The sequence below is a fragment of the Pseudomonas sp. PDM22 genome (assembly GCF_014851965.1).
Taxonomy (GTDB): Bacteria; Pseudomonadota; Gammaproteobacteria; order Pseudomonadales; family Pseudomonadaceae; genus Pseudomonas.
In genome coordinates this window covers 1-498 of the sequence record NZ_JACVAR010000033.1, presented here as the reverse complement: position 1 = coordinate 498, position 498 = coordinate 1, and the positions used below count along the sequence as shown (strand labels likewise).

The 498-nt window shown below is 54.0% G+C and carries 1 protein-coding gene; it reads right to left on the bottom strand.

What is annotated here, in order from left to right:
• Window positions 1–247 precede the first annotated feature (247 nt).
• Window positions 248–498, bottom strand: a 251-nt coding sequence (locus IB255_RS30510; protein WP_192211290.1) for a zinc-binding dehydrogenase, incomplete at its 5' end; no start/stop codon positions are given.

The following is a 498-nucleotide window of genomic DNA, read 5'->3' as shown; positions in this document are numbered from 1 at the left end:
CAAGAAGGCTGCGGCTGATCGCAACTTTATCGAGCAAGTATTCGACACACTTAATAATGCTTGGGCGGCCGTCAAGGACAGCTCGCAAGTTAAAGTGATTGATCGCTACTACTAGAAAGTAACTCGCGCACTACTGTGGGAGCTGGTTTGCCTGCGATAACGGTTTAAACTTCAACACTGTTGTTGAATGTTAAATAGCTGTCGCAGGCAAGCCAGCTCCCACATTGGTTGCATTCCGAGTTAAAGATCAGGCCAGCGTCTCATCGATCACCAACACCAACTTCCCGGACATCTGGTTGGTCGCCAGCTCGGCAAACGCCGCCTCGGCATCCTTGATCGGGAACGTCTTGGCCAACTGCGGGCTCAGGCGCCCCTCGACAAACAACGGCCATACATGCTGGCTCAGGTCGCTGAACAGGTCAGCCTTGAATTGATCACTGCGACTACGCAGGGTCGACCCCAGCAACTGGATGCGCTTGCCAAGCACCTGGGCCAGGT